The 17,036-nt window shown below is 37.6% G+C and carries 16 protein-coding genes and 2 tRNA genes; 5 read left to right on the top strand and 13 right to left on the bottom strand.

Annotated features, from left to right (window positions below; translation table 11 throughout):
• Nucleotides 1-60: 60 nt before the first annotated feature.
• Nucleotides 61-948 (bottom strand): neutral zinc metallopeptidase, encoded by an 888-nt coding sequence (locus JET18_RS11420; RefSeq protein WP_202091166.1) that lies wholly within the window; start codon nucleotides 946-948, stop codon nucleotides 61-63.
• Between the two features lie 405 nt (nucleotides 949-1,353).
• On the opposite strand from JET18_RS11420, the gene rplU reads away from it, so the two are divergent.
• The 4 genes from rplU (at nucleotide 1,354) to JET18_RS11400 (ending at nucleotide 2,921) form a co-directional block, all read left to right on the top strand.
• Entirely contained in the window at nucleotides 1,354-1,929 is a 576-nt protein-coding gene (rplU, locus tag JET18_RS11415; RefSeq protein WP_202091164.1) for a 50S ribosomal protein L21, read from the top strand.
• A gap of 12 nt (nucleotides 1,930-1,941) precedes the next feature.
• Nucleotides 1,942-2,199: a 50S ribosomal protein L27 gene (rpmA, locus tag JET18_RS11410; protein WP_007842221.1), complete on the top strand. Its 258-nt coding sequence runs from the start codon at nucleotides 1,942-1,944 to the stop codon at nucleotides 2,197-2,199.
• Nucleotides 2,200-2,398: 199 nt separating this feature from the next.
• Nucleotides 2,399-2,566: a bacteriocin-like protein gene (locus JET18_RS11405; protein ID WP_202091162.1), complete on the top strand. Its 168-nt coding sequence runs from the start codon at nucleotides 2,399-2,401 to the stop codon at nucleotides 2,564-2,566.
• 190 nt (nucleotides 2,567-2,756) lie between these two features.
• Nucleotides 2,757-2,921, top strand: coding sequence for a bacteriocin-like protein (locus tag JET18_RS11400; RefSeq protein WP_202091160.1), 165 nt, complete (start codon nucleotides 2,757-2,759; stop codon nucleotides 2,919-2,921).
• A 100-nt stretch (nucleotides 2,922-3,021) separates the two neighbouring features.
• On the opposite strand, the gene JET18_RS11395 is transcribed toward JET18_RS11400, so the two are convergent.
• The 10 genes from JET18_RS11395 to JET18_RS11350 form a co-directional block, all read right to left on the bottom strand.
• A complete protein-coding gene (locus JET18_RS11395; RefSeq protein ID WP_228728541.1) occupies nucleotides 3,022-5,508 on the bottom strand; it encodes a DUF5686 family protein in 2,487 nt (828 codons plus the stop codon).
• Nucleotides 5,509-6,198: 690 nt separating this feature from the next.
• Nucleotides 6,199-6,849 (bottom strand): AAA family ATPase, encoded by a 651-nt coding sequence (locus JET18_RS11390; RefSeq protein WP_202091159.1) that lies wholly within the window; start codon nucleotides 6,847-6,849, stop codon nucleotides 6,199-6,201.
• 191 nt (nucleotides 6,850-7,040) lie between these two features.
• Nucleotides 7,041-7,114 (bottom strand) — tRNA-Asn (locus tag JET18_RS11385).
• Nucleotides 7,115-7,370: 256 nt separating this feature from the next.
• Nucleotides 7,371-10,532 (bottom strand): S41 family peptidase, encoded by a 3,162-nt coding sequence (locus tag JET18_RS11380; RefSeq protein WP_202091158.1) that lies wholly within the window; start codon nucleotides 10,530-10,532, stop codon nucleotides 7,371-7,373.
• A gap of 188 nt (nucleotides 10,533-10,720) precedes the next feature.
• Nucleotides 10,721-10,996, bottom strand: a complete 276-nt coding sequence (locus tag JET18_RS11375) for a hypothetical protein (RefSeq protein WP_202091157.1) — start codon at nucleotides 10,994-10,996, stop codon at nucleotides 10,721-10,723.
• Nucleotides 10,997-11,286: 290 nt separating this feature from the next.
• On the bottom strand, nucleotides 11,287-11,604 hold the full coding sequence (locus tag JET18_RS11370; protein ID WP_202091156.1) for a hypothetical protein: 318 nt from the start codon (nucleotides 11,602-11,604) through the stop codon (nucleotides 11,287-11,289).
• Between the two features lie 2 nt (nucleotides 11,605-11,606).
• Entirely contained in the window at nucleotides 11,607-11,951 is a 345-nt protein-coding gene (locus JET18_RS11365) for a hypothetical protein (protein WP_202091155.1), read from the bottom strand.
• A 166-nt stretch (nucleotides 11,952-12,117) separates the two neighbouring features.
• A tRNA-Asn gene (locus JET18_RS11360) sits at nucleotides 12,118-12,194 on the bottom strand.
• Between the two features lie 81 nt (nucleotides 12,195-12,275).
• Nucleotides 12,276-13,757, bottom strand: coding sequence for an RIP metalloprotease RseP (rseP, locus tag JET18_RS11355; RefSeq protein WP_202091154.1), 1,482 nt, complete (start codon nucleotides 13,755-13,757; stop codon nucleotides 12,276-12,278).
• Between the two features lie 103 nt (nucleotides 13,758-13,860).
• Nucleotides 13,861-14,301: a DUF6646 family protein gene (locus tag JET18_RS11350; RefSeq protein ID WP_202091152.1), complete on the bottom strand. Its 441-nt coding sequence runs from the start codon at nucleotides 14,299-14,301 to the stop codon at nucleotides 13,861-13,863.
• A 103-nt stretch (nucleotides 14,302-14,404) separates the two neighbouring features.
• Between JET18_RS11350 and JET18_RS11345 the strand changes: the two genes are divergently transcribed.
• Nucleotides 14,405-15,157, top strand: coding sequence for a nitrilase-related carbon-nitrogen hydrolase (locus JET18_RS11345; RefSeq protein ID WP_202091150.1), 753 nt, complete (start codon nucleotides 14,405-14,407; stop codon nucleotides 15,155-15,157).
• Nucleotides 15,158-15,216: 59 nt separating this feature from the next.
• On the opposite strand, the gene JET18_RS11340 is transcribed toward JET18_RS11345, so the two are convergent.
• The gene (locus tag JET18_RS11340; protein ID WP_202091148.1) at nucleotides 15,217-15,516 is read right to left on the bottom strand and encodes a thioredoxin family protein; all 300 of its coding nucleotides are present in this window, start codon (nucleotides 15,514-15,516) and stop codon (nucleotides 15,217-15,219) included.
• 72 nt (nucleotides 15,517-15,588) lie between these two features.
• Nucleotides 15,589-16,998 (bottom strand): MBL fold metallo-hydrolase, encoded by a 1,410-nt coding sequence (locus tag JET18_RS11335; RefSeq protein WP_202091146.1) that lies wholly within the window; start codon nucleotides 16,996-16,998, stop codon nucleotides 15,589-15,591.
• Nucleotides 16,999-17,036: the final 38 nt, after the last annotated feature.

Genomic DNA, 17,036 nt, shown 5'->3' with positions numbered 1-17,036 from the left:
CTAAAAGGAGACAAAACATTGCTGTCTGTCTCCTTAATTAAATATGCTAAAAATGAATGTTTATTTAAGATGTTTAAATTCTTCTTCGGAGATTTCTCCGGTCTGGATTTTTCTAAGTTCATCCATATATTGGCTCATATAGGCATCAATCTCCGGATTTACAGAGTTTTTACCCATTTTGTAAGTTCCGTTTAATACGCCTTGATAATAATAGAAGAAGTTATAGTCAAAATTGGCTGCATTAAGGTCATATTGTCCAAGAAGGAACCCTAAACGTACGGCAGATCTTCTCTGAGGAGGAGTTCCGTGGTGGTTTGAGCTGGTCGTCTGATAATCTCCGATGCTCTGTGCAAATTCATAGGCTGCTGCAATTTCGGCAAAGCTTGTTTTGTTGTATCCGTTAGGTCTTCTCAGATAATAGCCTGCAAAACCGTCTGCTTCCAGTTCGTTGGGTCTTGCTGTGGATTCGTTTACAGAAGGAAGATTAAAGATGTATTGAAGCTGGTGTCCGTACTCGTGGGCAAGGATCATAGCATTAACGATATCACCGCCTTTGTTTTTGGCGTCAGCGTAGATGGCGTACCCATAATAGATTTTCCCTGTAGAATAGGAAATGGCATTGTAGGTAGAATTAAAATTGGAAGGATCGTCTACGAAACGCAGCGTAGGATTGCTTCTTCCCCAAAGACTGGCAATTTTAGTCATCTGGGCGTTCATGAAATTGGTGTCGGCTGTGTTTTGAAGTCCTGTTTTCAATACTGCAGTAGAGCTCCAGTATTGGTCTACATAAGAACATATTTTTTCAAGGTCTCCAGGCTGTTCTATTTTGGCACTGGAAGTTTCGGATTCCGGAAGAGCAGATTCTTCCATTTTGTCATCACGGCACGCAGACAGGGAGAAAGCGGCTATGGCTCCTGCTAATAAGCAGAATTTGAAGTTTCTTTTCATATAAAATATTTTTTGGTGATAACGAAGGTATAAAATTATCTCTGAATTATAAGCACTTTCATAGAAAAAATTATTCAAACCATAGTGAAGTTTTATTTTTATTGCGTTTAATGGAATAAAATAAAGCTATTGTAAAACTTCAGATAAATTTATTCATGTATTTCCTGTTTGTGTTTTTGATGTAGCTGAAATGAGTCCATTCAACGTAACATCTTATTAGGTTTGCAAGCCACTTAGAGTATGAATCTTTTTCTTTTAAACGATCTGTTTCCCAATATATTTTCTCCCGACGAATTATTGAAATAGGGGCAAATTGATTTTATTAAAAAATACGGATCTGATTGCAAGCTATTTAGAAATTTATTCATATATTTGCACCTCGAAATAACTAAAAATTTATAAACAATGTTTGCAATTGTAGAAATAGCAGGGCTTCAATACAAAGTTGAGCAAGACCAGAAGTTGTTTGTAAACCGTTTAAAAGGAGAAAAAGGAGACAAAGTTTCTTTTGATAAAATTCTTCTTACTGTAAACGGTTCAATCACTGTTGGCGCCCCAGCTGTAAGCGGAATCACTGTAGATGCAGAGATCCTAGACCACGTAAAAGCTGATAAAGTAATCGTTTTCAAAAAGAAAAGAAGAAAAGGTTACAAAGTTAAAAACGGTCACAGACAATCTTTAACTCAAATTAAAATCACTGGTATCACTGGTTTTGACGGAAGTTCTAAGAAAGCTGCTAAAAAAGAAACTGTGAAAGCTGAAGTTCTTTCAGATAACGCAACTGTTAACTTTGGTGAAGATCATGAACTGAACTATCACCTGAAGAAAAACAACTTGTCTCAGTCTAAAGAAAACAGAGAAACTTTAATTACTTTAGGTAAAGCAGTTAAAGTAGAATTAGAAAAGAATATTCTTACTCATGAAGAAGTAGATGCTGCTATCATTAAGAATATCGATCAATTTAAAGCACTTAATAAATAATCCAGTAATAAAATGGCACACAAGAAAGGAGTCGGTAGTTCCAAGAACGGTAGAGAGTCTCACTCTAAAAGATTAGGTGTGAAGATTTTCGGAGGACAAGAAGCTATTGCCGGAAATATTATTATCAGACAGAGAGGTACGCAGCACCACCCAGGTGAAAACGTGGGAATGGGTAAAGACCATACTTTGTTTGCATTAGTAGACGGTAAAGTAGTTTTCAGAAAGAAAGCAAACAACAGATCTTTCGTATCTGTAGAGCCAAACGCATAATCATTTAAGCGTTTTATAAAATGTAAACCTCGGCATTAGCTGAGGTTTTTTTTATGTCTTTATTGTAAAAAAGAAAAATATTTTCACTAATATTCTAATTATGGTGAAATATTTATATATTTGTTAACCAATCAAATAAAAAATTACACGCGAAAGCCGAAAAGCGTATAGAGTAGGCAGACAAATTAAACAAAATACTATGAAAAATTTGAGAAAATTATCTAAAAAGCAATTGAGAACAATAGAAGGAGGAGGGCCGTCATGTCCGCCGCCTGCAACTACCTGCGGAGAATGGTGCTCATGGACTGCGCAGCAAAGGCTTAGATGTCCTAACATGGTAATGGATCCGGATCCATGCGGATGTTAACATAAATAAAGTTATTGAAAAGGGCCTCAGCGTATGCTGAGGCTTTTTTTTGTTTGCATTTTTAAGGATAAATTTTCGTTAATATTCCAACTGTGGTGAAATATTTTTATATTTGCTAACAGTCAAATTATAAAATACTTGCGAAGGCCGAAAAGCATATAGAGTAGGCAGACAGATTAAAACAATAACTATGAAAAATTTAAAGAAACTAACAAAGCAGCATCTGAAACAAATTAACGGAGGAGGATTATGTCCTCCCAATCCAATTACCTCATGTGATATCTGGTGCGGAATGACGCCGCTGCAGAAAATGCGTTGTCTGCTTTATGTAGATGAGGGTTGTGAGTGCTCATAAAGTACAGAACACGGGTAGTCATTGCCCATAAATTTTAGGAATAAAAACGGGCTGCATCTTCAAAGATACAGCCCGTTTATTATTTATTTTCATTGTCTGATTAAAATCCAACCTGGAATCCTGCTTTCACGCCGAATGTCGAAATGTCAGGTCTGTCGAGATAATTTCCTCTCCAGTTAAAATCTACCCTGAATATTCTGAGGTTTCCGATTCCTATGTTTTCAATTCCGAATCCGTATTCAAAATAGATCTGATCGCTTGGTGCAGAATATTTGAAACCGTCCACATTAATCGATTTCGAAGCATCACTTAAGGTTCCGTAGGCTCCTCTTATGAAAGCGATTTCCCTAAGTTTTAGTTTTTTGATCAAAGGAATAAAAGATAATATTTTCCCGTTGAAATGATGTTCTAAATGCAGTGTAGAATACGTGTCAGCTACAAATTCATAATAATTAAGCTGTGCAAAAGTATTCTGTGCAAGACTGTAAGACTGGTTTCCCGGAACTACATTCTGAAGTGCCAGAGGAACGGTATCAAAGGTTTTACCAGCCTCAAAGCTTACCAATGTTTTTCCCCAGCTTCCGATCAGTACTGGTTTGTAGAACATAAACTGAAGCCTGTTATAGTTAAAATCACCATTGAAAAGACCTTCAATCCCTCTTGTGTATTTAAGGATGATGGTTGGTGCTAAAGTTCCGTGTTCATAACGGTCAACTCCGGTTTGAGAAAATTTAGCTCCCGGTCTTGCAATTAAGCTAAGGGTAACATGGGAGTCATTAAGGGTTTTTCTCAGATCGCCGTTGCGGTAGTACATCAGGCTGAATTTATCAGGATTGGCGGATTTGATGCTCTGTAAAGTTCCGTCTACCCTCACCTGGAAGTTTTTCCAGGGCTCAATGGAAGCGAAAATATTGGTTTTGTTAATAGAGCTCAGGGAAGCATTTTCACCTCTTGCAAAAAGGGTAGATGATGCAAAGGTACGGGCCATGATTCCATCATCCGTGGTAAGCTGTACTCCAAGTTGCTCTATATCCCTTTTGGTTCCTGCTCCAATCATAAATCTGTTGACGCGGTTGAACATAAACCTGGCCTCAGCTCCATATTTAACCTTTTCGTCTTTGAATCCGTAAGCAGTGTAAAATTGAACTCTCCAAGGGTCGTTCTGTCCAAAATAGCTTCTTGCTCCAAGTCTTATTCTGTCGCCTTCCACTTCATTTTTACCGTAAATTGAAAAAATAGGACCTATATCAACACCTTTAAATGCATTGTAGTATCCTGAAGCTAATGTTTCGTAGATTTTTACAATACGGTTGAATTTTGGGGTCTGCTGAAGTTTGTCAAGCATTTCATAAACTCCGCGCTCAGATTTCGATAAAGTGTCAGGCCTTGCTTTTACCCAGTAGGCATCGTCTTTATCAACAAATTTATCGTCGTATTCTTCCTGTCTCCGGGTGAATACTTTATCGTCAAGAGGTTTGTTGAAATCATATTGGGAATAATCTACGGTCCGCTTCGCAATGATACTTTTCGAAGTTCTTTTCTTGGCAAACGGGGTAAGTTCTATTTCTGTGATGAATTTTTTAGGAAGGAAAGTATTTTCGTCGGGATTATCATATTCCAGCTCTGTGGAAATACTGTTGATAAAGTTGACATTGATTTTTTGTGTTGATTTTAAAGTGGCACCCAAAACCGCATAACTGTCCGTGTCTATATAAAGATAGCCCTGGAAGGCCAAAACTTCTTTCCTTTTAGGCTGGTAGCGTATTTTGTAAGCATTTTCACCATGAATGGAGATCGTATCCGTTAAATTATAGTCATATGTGCTGAATCCGTTGGACCCGACCGGGCTTGGGAAGCCGATATCAAAATAATTAAGTGTATTATCGTAAATATTGATGTCCCTGTAAAGGTTTTTGGCTGTAATGGTAATCACCTGATTGTCCTGGAACCCTGATGTTTTCTGGGCTACCAGTAATCTTTTTGTCTTTTTTCCGGGCTTGTTCTCTCCGTAATTTTCATAAATGGATTCATTCAGGAAAATAGGAAGTCCGATCTTTCCGCTGGCTGTAGAATCTGCGTAGTCGAAGATGAAATCCAGCTTATTGAAGATCTTTTTACTCATAAAAGCACTGTCCAGATTATTCGCATCAAACTGGATCTTTTCGTACTCTTTATAGGTGTAGGTATCAAATTTTTCTAAACCGTTGTTTCTTTTTCTTTTCCACACTTCCTGCATAATTGCGTATGCTGGATTTTCCTTTTTGTTCTTGTATTTCGGTTTTTCGTTGTGAATTACAATTTCCGCAATGGTGTTTTCTTTTTCCTGCGAAAGTTTCACGAAAATATTTTCCGCAGTTTCGGGAGTAATAGTAATAGTTTCCGTAGAATAATTCTTTTTCGAGAATTTTAGCTTGTAAATCAGGCTGTCGGACTGTACGGTGAAACTTCCCAGCGAAGTTTTTAAAGCAGGTTCCGTATTATCGTTGATAAATACATCTACACCTAGAATTTCTTTATTGGTTTTTGCGTCAACAATTCTGCCGTTTGCTGTGTTTTGGGCGTATGTCAGGCAGGTTATAAAAAGCAAAAAAAAGAGATTATAATATTTGAGGTTGTTGTTTGACATCATTTGGTTCTTCAGGCAATTAGCACAAACAAAAAGCGTGCTGTTTATTAAAAAAATATCATTTTTTTTAACGTTTTCTATAAAAAATCACAAAACTACAAATGTAACGAAAATAACAATAAAAGATTGTGATCATTAATCATTTACTCTGCATCATTTTTTGAAAAAAATAAACCTTATACAATGATTTAAATTAAAAAATACAATACCTATGAAGTTCCTGGAAGTATTCACAGGTTTTCCACAATCTATCCACTGCCAATATGCGTTATTCATAGGCTTTCAACATGCATTTAACAGGATATTCACATGTTTTATACAGTACGATGAGCTGTTTTTAATATGATATTGATAGCTCATCAATATTTTTTCCACAGGTTATTAACAATATAAATAAATTGATTTACAGTAACTAATGAATGTTTTCCATTGCTTTTCCACATAATAATGGGGAATTCTATTCATACCGATTTTACTACCTGAATATTATATGGTTTGAGTATCTGGTGAATATTTGTGGAAAACGGAAGCGGAATGCTGAAAAGTGTAATAAAGGAGATTGTCTAGTAGGTAAATTTTCCCGAAAAAAGGATTTTTCAGTTAATGAGGTGTTGTAAGTGGAACTATTTTCTCCTGTTTTTTATTTTAACCCTAAAAATCTTCAAACAAGTGACGGAAATAATGCTCAGGGGATTCTAAAAAATTCTTTGTTAAGTGATAGTGCTCAGTGTCTTTGTAATGAGTCAGCTGAATTTTATCATCCAGTAAAAATATTTCAGCATCCGGATAGCACATCAGGATCGGGGAATGGGTGGAAATAATAAACTGGGCTTTTCCGGCCTTCTCGAGTTTATGAATGATGGATAATAAGGAAAGCTGTCTTTGAGGCGAAAGGGCAGACTCGGGCTCATCAAGAATATACAGCCCATTCTGAAAGTGATTGTGGAATAACGACAGGAACGCTTCGCCATGAGACTGTTGATGCAGGGATTTGCCTCCGTACGCATCCAGCACTCTTCTGTCTTCTTTGGCGACTTCGTCAATATAAGTGGCAAAGTTGAAAAAGCTTTCGGCTCTCATAAAAAATCCCTGGGCTGTTTTGGTTTTCCAGGAAAGCGTAAGATAATCGGATAGTCCGGATTCCGTTTTGTGAAAATCGTAGCGGTGGTTCCGGCTGCCTCCCGCAACATTGAAACCACACTTTTCTGCAATAGCTTCCAGGAGGGTAGATTTACCAATTCCGTTTTCTCCAACGAAAAAAGTGACATTTCTTTTGAGTTTCAGATCTAAGCCGTTACGCAAAAAAGGAAGATTAAAAGGATAATCTTGAGGGTGTTCATCTTTTAGATAAATCCGGGATAAGTAGGGCATGGTGTTATTTGATTTAATTTCTTATGATGCAAAATATATGCTATTTCAAATACACAAATCGTCTGCGATCTTTTTTGCCGGAAGGACATAAAAAAAGACCTACATTTCTGTAAGTCTTTCTGCTCCTCCTGCTGGGCTCGAACCAGCGACCCTCTGATTAACAGTCAGATGCTCTAACCAACTGAGCTAAGGAGGAATTTTCCTTTGTTTAAGGTGCTGCAAATATAAAACGAATATTAATATCAGTCAAGTTTTATCCCCAATTAACCACCATTTTAGGCTAAAAATGTTGAATTTCAGTAAGAAATATTTTAAACTGGTTCTTAAAGTACAGCAATAAATGCCAGAAATATTGCGGGTTGCTTCTCAAAGCTTCCTTTTTCCGGTGCTGAAATAACGATACGCTTTTCCGTATCGCTATTTCACCCCGGATTCTTTTAATTATAGGGATTTTATTTCTTCAGGTCTTTTAATATCTCCTGAACAGCCCGTTCCAGTTGAGGATCCTTGTCCTGCAGTCGGTCCGTAAAGGTATTTTTAACATAAATATCCGGTTTCACCCCTGTTTTTTCCAGATTCTGGCCATCAAGAGTATAGGTTCCCCACGAAGGCAGTCTGTAATAAGAACCGTCTACAAGGTTTTTCCCCGAAGTGAAGATAATCCAGCGGTAGGTGTCCTGACCAATGATTTTTCCAAGTTTCAGTGCTTTAAAGCCTGCTGCAGTCATTTCGGCATCACTTAACGAGCTTTCATTGATCAGCAGAACGATAGGTTTGCCGGCAGGCGCAAAATTGGGTTGAGTCGTCATTTTTCCTTCACGGTATTTCCACTGCAGATAAGGTTTTTGGGCAAGGAAATTCAATACTTTATCATGAACATTTCCTCCTGTGTTGTAACGCAGGTCGAGAATCACAGCGTCTTTTTTGTTTTCCTGTTCCACCATGTCCAGAAGGAAGCGGTCCAGCTCATCCGTAGACATGTTTTTCATGTACGAATAAGCAATCCGGTTGTCTCCAAGCTTATTAACACGCTGGCGGTTTTTGAAAATCCAGTCATCGTAAAGCAGCCCTTTTAATTCCATATTTGAAATCGGATGCACTTTTGTCGTCACATTTTTGCCGCCACGGCTGAAAGTGAGTACAAGCTCCTCCTGTTTTTTCGGACTGGTAAAATACGATTCACGGTTTTCACTGGAATCAACATTTTTTCCGTTTACTGCAATCAGCTGGTCTCCGGGTTTAATATCAACACCGGAGCGGAATGCAGGAGACTTCCTTACGATGCTTTCTACAACATAAGGCTGATCGGCTTTAAATACAATCCCGGTTTCATTGGTGAAATAATTAAGGTATTTGGTTTCTTCTTTTCCGGATGAAGAAAACCCGGTATGTGAAGAATTAAGTTCACCCAAGAGGTCATTCAATAAAATTCGGAGATCATTTCTGTTGTTTACATATGGAAGATACTTTGCATATTGCTCTTTTTTCGCTTTCCAGTTGATGCCGTGGAAATTTTCATCATAGAAGTTTTCTTCAACGCCCGTCCAGGTTTCGTCATACATTTGGGTGAATTCCGAAGCCAGATCTTTATCAAAAGCATACTGAACATTAATTTTTTCAGGTTTTAATGCATCCAGGGTCATCTTATAAATATTGCCTTCTATCAATGCAAATACATTTTTCTCAACTTTTGTGAGATAATAGGCTTCCTTATCAAAAACTTTCTCGGATTTGGCAGGCTCAAAATCAGTAAATACTTTTTTGAACAACTGCTTTTTCCCATTGTCCTGATTGGAATTAAACAGCAGGATCTCTTTCTTATCGTCAGCGAAAACCGTAGGATCTTCCTGGGAGCCGTATCGGTCTGTAACCAATTCGATTCTTTCCAGCGTGTAATCAGGATTAACCTTCAGTTCTTTTATAACAGGCGTTTTCTCCTTCTCTTTTTCTTCTTTCTTTCCTTTTTTCTCTTTAGTATCTTTTTCTGAGGATTTATCTTTCTTTTCTTCAACAAAAAGCTTGTCGAATTTCTCAGATTTGTAAGGTTCATCAAACCAGTCCAGAGCCATCCTGTAAATATTGGATTTCTGCATGCCTAAAGGGTAGGAAGGATTCGTTCTGTCGCTGCTGAAATAAATGTACTTGCCATTCGGCGACCAGAAAGGATCTTCTTCAGAAACACCCGTATTGGTAAGGTTGATGGTTTCACTTTTTTTAATGTTATAAATAAAAATATCCAGTTCAAAATTCCTTTTTGCAGAAAACAAGACATATTCGTTATTAGGTGAAAAAGAAGGTCTTGAATTTTGGAACGCCCAGATTTCATCCTTTACGATCATGGCGGAAGTGAATGTTTTTAAATCCATTATTCTCACTTCATCACGCCCGCTTAAATAAACGGCTTTTGAAAGATCGCTGTTAAGCGCTATGTTACGGTTGTTGCGTAAATCCTGGGTTAATTGTTTCGGCTTTCCTTTTCCGTCTGCTGCAATAGTGAACCAGTTTTGATAGCCTTTGTCGGTCTGGCTGAAAAGTAATGTGCGGTTGTCTTTCATCCATTTTACTTCCATGATGCGCTCTTTGCCATCGGAAATTTGCTGGGTGAATTTCCCTTCAATATCCGAAACGAACAGAACACCGCGGCTTACAAAAGCCATCTTTTTGCCGTCCGGAGAAACGTCATAATAGGAAATGTTATTTTCTACGCTGAAATTTTGTTCTTTTTCCAATCTTTTATTGGCGTTCAGGCTGATGTTGAGAGGTTGTGTGCTTTTTGAAGCTACGTCATAAGTATAGAGCTGATAATCCTTTTCAAATATCACTTTAGATCCGTTTGCTGAGACAAAAGGCTTTTTAATGGAAGTATCAAACTGGGTCAGCAGTGTTTTTTCGCCATTTTCAATTTTATAAAGGTTGTATTCATTATTTTTCTCATCGGAAATAAAATAAATAACACCGTTTTTATCTACACTTGGGTTAAAATCCTTTCCTTCATAATTCGTGTACTGTCTGAAAGAACCGTTCTTCGGGTTATAACCTAAAATATCAGGATTGTTTTCTCCTTTGTATCGCTTACGGTAGGTTTGATGAGCGGCTTCCGAAGAATTGGTAAAAAGATATTCTCCCGCAGGTGTTTCAGCAAGTCCGCTGGTGTTATTGAAATAATTGCTGAAAAGCTTTTCCGGTGTTTTTCCTTCAATAGTCGTTTTAAAACTTCCGAAATTATTATTTCTTGTTGAGGTAAAATAAAGCGTTTTGCTGTCCCATCCCCAGTTTTCTATTTCATCTTTTCCGGTGTGGAAGGTGAGCTGCTTAATTGTTCCCCCTTCAGCGGGCATGATATAAACGTCGTAATTACCGTACTGATTGGAGCTGAATGCCAGCCATTTTCCGTCCGGAGAAATACGGGGATTGATTTCTTCGCCTTCTAAAGCCGTGATTCTGGATGCATTTCCGCCATTGGAATCTGCTTTCCAGATATCTCCGTCGTAAGAGAAGTAGGCTGTTTTTCCGTCAGGACTAAGTGATGGAGTTGATAAAAAATAAGACTTTTCCTGTGCTGAAATCTGGATAAGAGAAAAAGCGGTGAATAACGAAATAAAGGTTTTTTTCATGAGATAATCTGATATTTATACCCTGTAGTAAGACTGATTGTATATTTTTTTGCTAATATATAATAGATTTGCCGTGCATGAAACGTTTAAAGCAAAAAAAACACCTACAAATGAATGTAAGTGTTTAGTCCTTATTGGCTCCTCCTGCTGGGCTCGAACCAAGGGCCTCTGATTAAAAAGCCTTTTATTTATTCTTTTATATCTATGTACCCATGAGGTGTCATTATATACAGTATCTCACCTGTATCTGCGTTTATATCTACGAACATACTTCTTTCTTCCATGCCCCATAACTGTCCAAAACAAACAGAAAATATATTTAATTTGTTCCCCTCGTTCTTTCCATAGCTGACTACTTCATTTTCTTCAAGTTTAATACTGTCAGAATCAATAGTTATATATTGTGTATTTGATTTATCCAAATATTCTTTTGCTTTTTTATAGGCTTCTTCTTTCGTTATCATATTACTTAATTTTTAAAATATCGTGTAATTTTATTTCTTTTTTAACATCTGTGACTTTAGTATTGTCAAAGGGCAAATCTACTGGGTCTTTTCCAAACTTATCATATACTCTTTTGGTTTTTAAAAAGAGAAATTCCCTCCAGTTTCAGAGGGAATTTTTGTTTCTCTATACTATATATGTAGCAGTATAACTACTTGTTTACAGATTAAAACATTGTTATCATGTGTTTGTTAATACAAAATGGAAAGTTGAGTTTTTGTTTGTTTTGTACTACATAAAAAATGATTGATTATTTGCTACCTTGTCTTGCTTCCGTTGAGATTTCTCCATTATTATGAATCTTATAATAAATGAAACTATTAAAACTGTGTTGTAAGTAAATCGGATGACCATTCTCATCATTAATTATAAGTCCTGCTAATTGGTTTTTGCCCCAATCTTCCTCTCCAAAAAATACCGATACATTCCAAGAGTTGATTTTTTCTCCATTCAAGTAGAAATCTTCATTTTCACGGACAATCATTTTTTCTTTGGTATCATATGTAAAATTTGTTTTATCTAAAACCTCTTTAGCGATTTCCTCAATTTGTTCTTTTGTATATTTCATTTTTACTCTTCAATAGTAAACTTTACATTAGTGCTACTAACTATTGTTTTGCCATCATTTGATAAAGAATATTTAATTTTAGATTGACCGAGCGAATGAACCAATAAAAGAGGTAATTTTTTATCATCATCAATGTATAGGAAAGCACCTCTGCTTTTACCAAATTCTTCTTCTCCCCATAAAAAAGAAATCTGCCAAATGTTTTGGCTTTCTTCTTTGCTGTGACCAAAAAAAGAGTCTTCATTTAATTCAGTGCACTTTATTTGATTCTCGTCATCATAACCGAATCCAGAATTATTAAGTATTTTTTTAGATAGTTCAAGTATTTGTTTCTCAGTATTTTTCATAATTGTTATTTTAATATTCCTAATTTTCTTAATTTTACTAACTCTTCCATTTCATCAATGAAAATTTTGCTTATCACATTATATTTATTATGTAAAACTTTGCCGTGCATGAAACGTTTAAAGCAAAAAAAACACCTACAAATGAATGTAAGTGTTTAGTCCTTATTGGCTCCTCCTGCTGGGCTCGAACCAGCGACCCTCTGATTAACAGTCAGATGCTCTAACCAACTGAGCTAAGGAGGAATGTCCTTTGTTTTAAGTGGTGCAAATATAGGACGAATATTTATACCCTACAAATATTTTTTAGAAAAAAATTCAAAAAAATTATAAACTGCCTGTAAGCGCTTTAAAGATATCGCTTCCGAAGATCAGTAACATCAATCCTAACAGGAAGATAACCCCGATCATCTGTGCATTTTCCAATACTTTCTGAGGAACAGGTTTTCCTGTAATTACTTCCCATAAAGTAAATAAAACGTGCCCTCCGTCAAGTCCCGGAATAGGAATCAGGTTCAGAAATGCCAGCCAAACCGAGAACATTGCTGTAAAACTCCAGAACATGCTCCAGTTTACAGATACCGCTCCGTCTTTTGATTTTTCTACAGGCATATTCTTGATGATCGCTAACGGACCTCCTACTTTCTTATATCCCTGAACTTTCTTGTTGAATACCAGTTTAAACTGTTTCACCTGGTACGTTAAACTCTCAATACTTCTTGTAAATCCTCTTCCGATAGACTGTACAAAAGTGAATTGCTGAGTCTGGGCATATTTTTGAAGCTGCTTGTAAGAAGCGATTCCTAACGTTCCTTCCTTGGAAACCTCAAGACTTAAAGGCTGTACTACACCGGCTCTTAATACCTCTGTATTGATCGTTTTACCTGCATTTTTTACAACAACTCCCTGAAATTCATCATAATAATTGATTTTCTGCCCGTTTACCGATACTACCTGATCGCCGATCTTTAAACCTGCCGCAGCCGTTTTAGGATTTACAATCGTATCAATTACAGGAGCGTATCTTGGCGTAAGGAATGCTCTTGGGTTTTCATCTTTGAAAGCCAGTGCTTTTCCATCGTCATTCGTATTAAAGGTAACCTCTTTTCCTTTTCTTAAAACCGTTACCTGGTCACTTAATAATATATCTAAAGACAGTTTATCCAGGTTGTTCTGAATTTTTCCGTCTACTTTTAAGATCTTGTCACCATCCTCAAAGCCCATAGCTTTTGCAACGTTGGTGTAATGCATCGGCGTATCTACTTTAGTGGTATCAAAAGAAGTTTCACCATTAAAGAAAGAAAGACATCCGAAAATAATCCACGCCAGGAAAAAGTTTACAGTAACTCCTCCAAGCATAATGATCAGTCTCTGCCACGCCGGTTTGGATCTGAATTCCCATGGTTCAGCAGGTTTTTTCATCTGCTCGGTATCCATGCTTTCATCAATCATTCCGGCAATTTTCACATAACCTCCGAAAGGAAGCCATCCGATTCCGTATTTCGTCTGCTCCGGATGTTTTCTCCAGTCGTCGTCAGAAAGTTGTGATATATCAATAGGAACTTCTTTCTCTTTTCCGTCTACAACAACAGTTGTGGTGTCCGGAAGGTTCTTGGAAAGAAATTTATACTGCCATTTTCCGTTGATTTTCTTCATGGAAAAGATAGAAAACCATGGATCGAAAAACAGGAAGAATTTCTCAGCTCTGGTCTTAAACCATTTTGCCGGTAAAAAGTGTCCAAGCTCATGAAGAACCACTAAAATAGATATACTTAGTATGAACTGGAAAATCTTGATTGCTAATTCCATTAATAAATTTTAGATTTTAATTTGCAAAGGTAACAATTATCAAAACTATGCCAAATAAAAAAGCCCCTCGAAACGAGAAGCTTTGTCATATATTTAATGTATTTTACAGATTGAAAGAAACCCCTATACTGCCGTTGTTTCCAACTTCTGCAAAAACGCCCACTTTCTCGGTGAAAAAGTAACGGGCTCCAATGTGTGCACCGATTCCAAAATCCTTGCCGAGAACACCCACGTCCACACCAGGGTAGATATCCCATTTGGCCGGTAACTGAAGGGCTTCCTGAAGATGGAAATTCACTCTTCCGAAAACAAAAACACGGTTATCCTTATCATGATCTTTGTAGTTGCCGAAATAGGCATTCAGTCCGGCTCCAACGGATACAAGCTTATTCAGTCCGTAGTCATAAGTTCCGGTAACTCCTGTTCCATAGCCCCAGGCGCTCAGTCCAAGCTGGATCTTCTGGTCTCCCTTACCTGTATACGCCTGCGCAGAAGCCGTGGTTCCGAAAAAAGCGATCATCAGCACAAAAAACAATTTCTTCATAAATTTTACTTTTTAAATAATAGCAATTGGAAATATCCTCATCAAAAATAGAACCGAAATCAATGGAAAATCGTATTTTTATTGAAGTTTTTTAACAAAGTTTATGAGAATTGCAGGACTTAATTTAGATATTGTCTGGAAAGATAAAGACAAAAATTTTCGGTTGATAGAAGAACAGTTTAAAGAGGTGGAGGCTGATATTTTCCTGCTTCCTGAAATGTTCTCTACCGGTTTTTGTATGGATGCTTCCGAGGTTTCCGATAGAAATGAAGAATCTCTGGAGTTTCTGAAAAAGTTTTCGAAAGAAAAAAATGCTGCCGTCTGTGGAAGCGCACCTGTAGAAGAAGATGGAAAGTTTTACAACAGGATGTATTTTGTACAGCCGGATGCCGAAACCGTTTTTTATGATAAAAGACACCTTTTTTCTTTTTCGGGAGAAGATAAGGTCTATACGCCAGGAAATCAGAGGGTTATTTTGAATTATAAAGGCTTCCGGATCCTGCTGCAGGTATGCTATGATCTTCGTTTTCCGGTATTTGCAAGGAATAATGATGATTATGATGCTGTTTTGTATGTGGCCAACTGGCCCGAAAAGAGAGTAGGGGCCTGGGAACATCTTTTAAAAGCCAGAGCCATAGAGAATTTGTCCTTTGTTTTTGGTTTGAACAGAATCGGGACCGATGGGAATAATCTTTTTTATCAGGAAAGTTCGCACTGTTTTTTTGCGGACGGCACAGAAATTTCTCAAAAGAATGGAAATATTGTGGCCGCAGAATGGAATATGGATGAATTAAAAGACTTCAGACAGCACTTCCAGTTTCTGAATGACCGAGACCAATTTTCAATTGAATTATAGATTCAGATTGAGGCTAAGGTTAAGATTGAATCTCAGTCTTAACCTTAGTCTCAGCCTGATTAAGCATATTGTTTAAGCAGTTCCGTGAGTGTATTCACATCATGAACTCCGCTTTCTTTCCATAAAAGTTCACCGTTTTTAAAGACTGCCAGGGTAGGAACACCTCTTACTCCGTATTGGGCAGCCAGTGCAGGATACTGATCCACATCTACTTTGATGATCCTTGCTCCTTCCCCTATGTTTTCCTTTACGGTATTTAAAACAGAGGACTGTACTTTGCAGGGCTGGCACCACGTGGCAAAGAAATCAATTAAAACAGGTCTTTCGGATTCAATAATTTCCTGAAATTTTTGTGACATAGTTTTTAGTTTAAATTGCTGAAATATAGTTGGTTAAAAACTTTCTGTTTGGGTGTGATTTTCATTCACGTCTTATAATGTTTTAGACTGGCAGACAAAATCTGTTGTCGGCAGTTTTTCTGTTTTTTTGATGCCGTTGAAGCCTCCTTCTATTTCGGTAAAGTTTCTGATTCCGTGTGCGTTAAGGACGCTTGCGGCGATCATGCTTCGGTATCCTCCGGCACAGTGTAAGAAGAAATGTTCAGAATCATCAATGGTTTTTACCCAATCACTGATGGTATCGAGTGGCTTGTTGAAGGCATTGTCAATATGTTCAGCAGAATACTCACTAAGCTTTCTTACATCAATTACCGTTGCGTTTTCTGTAAACTGTTCAGCGAATTCAGCCGGAGATATTCTTTTGATTTCATCCGTTTCTTTTCCTGAAGATTTCCATGCGGTAAAGCTTCCGTCTAAATATCCCACTACATTGTCGAATCCTACTCTGCTTAACCGGGTAATAACTTCTTCCTCCGTTCCTTCATCGGTAACAAGTAAAATAGGGTGCTTTACATCTACGATCATATTTCCTACCCATGGTGCAAAATCTCCTTTCAATCCGATATTTACGGAATTAGGAATAAATCCTTTATGGAATTCTGCAGCACTTCTGGTATCCAAAATCAAGGCTCCCGTTTCCTCTGCAAATGCTTCAAAATCTTCTGCAGCCACAGGGCTTAAACCTTTGTTCATCACCACATCCAGGCTTTCATATCCGCCTTTGTTCATGGCTACGTTCATTCCGAAATATTTCGGCGGCGCAGTAAGACCATCCAGAACCTCTCTGATGAATGATTCCTTGTCCGGCTGGTTCAGCGCATAATTGGTTTTTTTCTGATTTCCCAGAATGTCTACCGTTTCTTTCTGCATATTCTTTCCGCAGGCAGAACCGGCTCCGTGTGCGGGATAAACCGTAATGCTGTCATCCAGTGGAATGATCTTGGTCTGAAGGCTGTCATACAGGATTCCTGCAAGATCTTCCTGAGTAAGATTAGTGGCTTTCTGGGCAAGATCGGGTCTTCCCACATCCCCTAAAAACAGCGTATCTCCCGTGAAAATAGCGGTTTCAATTCCGTTTTCATCAATTAAAAGGTAAGTGGTGCTTTCCATGGTATGACCAGGCGTGTGCAATACTTTGATCTTTATTTTTCCGATTTCAAAGATCTGGTTATCTTCAGCGATGATAGCCTCAAATGCAGGCTGTGCGGTAGGTCCGTATACAATAGGAGCTTCCGTTTTTTTGCTAAGATCCAAATGCCCCGAGACAAAATCAGCGTGAAAATGGGTCTCAAAAATATATTTTAAAGTAACGTTGTCTTTTTCCAGACGATCCAGATAAGGTTTTACCTCTCTTAGCGGATCAATAATGGCAGCTTCATTTTCTGATACAATATAATAGGCACCCTGAGCCAGACAGCCCGTATATATTTGTTCAATTTTCATTGGGGTCGTTTTAAAATTTTAGATAAAGATACAAAGTA

The sequence above is a fragment of the Chryseobacterium endalhagicum genome (assembly GCF_016745235.1).
GTDB classification, from domain to species: Bacteria; Bacteroidota; Bacteroidia; order Flavobacteriales; family Weeksellaceae; genus Chryseobacterium; species Chryseobacterium endalhagicum.
Note: the sequence above shows the minus strand (reverse complement) of the source record. Positions and strands in the feature narration are given on the sequence as shown.

Excerpts from the sequence above, each read along its gene's own strand:
- JET18_RS11420 (WP_202091166.1), bottom strand. The coding sequence starts at position 948 with ATGAAAAGAAACTTCAAATTCTGCTTATTAGCAGGAGCCATAGCCGCT.
- rplU (WP_202091164.1), top strand. The coding sequence starts at position 1,354 with ATGTTTGCAATTGTAGAAATAGCAGGGCTTCAATACAAAGTTGAGCAA.
- rpmA (WP_007842221.1), top strand. The coding sequence starts at position 1,942 with ATGGCACACAAGAAAGGAGTCGGTAGTTCCAAGAACGGTAGAGAGTCT.
- JET18_RS11405 (WP_202091162.1), top strand. The coding sequence starts at position 2,399 with ATGAAAAATTTGAGAAAATTATCTAAAAAGCAATTGAGAACAATAGAA.
- JET18_RS11400 (WP_202091160.1), top strand. The coding sequence starts at position 2,757 with ATGAAAAATTTAAAGAAACTAACAAAGCAGCATCTGAAACAAATTAAC.
- JET18_RS11380 (WP_202091158.1), bottom strand. The coding sequence starts at position 10,532 with ATGAAAAAAACCTTTATTTCGTTATTCACCGCTTTTTCTCTTATCCAG.
- JET18_RS11375 (WP_202091157.1), bottom strand. The coding sequence starts at position 10,996 with ATGATAACGAAAGAAGAAGCCTATAAAAAAGCAAAAGAATATTTGGAT.
- JET18_RS11370 (WP_202091156.1), bottom strand. The coding sequence starts at position 11,604 with ATGAAATATACAAAAGAACAAATTGAGGAAATCGCTAAAGAGGTTTTA.
- JET18_RS11365 (WP_202091155.1), bottom strand. The coding sequence starts at position 11,951 with ATGAAAAATACTGAGAAACAAATACTTGAACTATCTAAAAAAATACTT.
- rseP (WP_202091154.1), bottom strand. The coding sequence starts at position 13,757 with ATGGAATTAGCAATCAAGATTTTCCAGTTCATACTAAGTATATCTATT.
- JET18_RS11350 (WP_202091152.1), bottom strand. The coding sequence starts at position 14,301 with ATGAAGAAATTGTTTTTTGTGCTGATGATCGCTTTTTTCGGAACCACG.
- JET18_RS11345 (WP_202091150.1), top strand. The coding sequence starts at position 14,405 with ATGAGAATTGCAGGACTTAATTTAGATATTGTCTGGAAAGATAAAGAC.
- JET18_RS11340 (WP_202091148.1), bottom strand. The coding sequence starts at position 15,516 with ATGTCACAAAAATTTCAGGAAATTATTGAATCCGAAAGACCTGTTTTA.
- JET18_RS11335 (WP_202091146.1), bottom strand. The coding sequence starts at position 16,998 with ATGAAAATTGAACAAATATATACGGGCTGTCTGGCTCAGGGTGCCTAT.